General features: G+C 61.2%; 1 pseudogene. It reads left to right on the top strand.

From position 1 onward, the window contains the following. Positions 1-281 (top strand): annotated as a pseudogene (locus HMPREF2656_RS12985) (HNH endonuclease); the annotation flags it as partial.

Genomic DNA, 281 nt, shown 5'->3' with positions numbered 1-281 from the left:
CGCAACATTGCCGATATTGAGCACACGCTGCGTGGGCTGATCGATACTGAACTGCCACCAGCCGGCCAGATGGCTGATGCGCTTATGGGCATCTTGCGCGGTGATGGCGACGGTGGTGGGGTGCCGCATGCAGTACCACGGCCGATTGTTATGGTGCCGCTTCCAGAATGGACCCGGATCCAATCCGGCGCCGGTGACGAGGTCACGCTCACGCTAACCGATGGCACGACGATGACGGGTGCGGAATTTCTCGCGCAGCAATTCGGCGACGAGCTGGAAGT

Source organism: Corynebacterium sp. HMSC034B08 (assembly GCF_001835805.1).
GTDB lineage: Bacteria > Actinomycetota > Actinomycetes > Mycobacteriales > Mycobacteriaceae > Corynebacterium > Corynebacterium coyleae.
The sequence above is the reverse complement of the archived record's forward strand: the minus strand, read 5'-3'. Positions and strand labels throughout refer to the sequence as shown.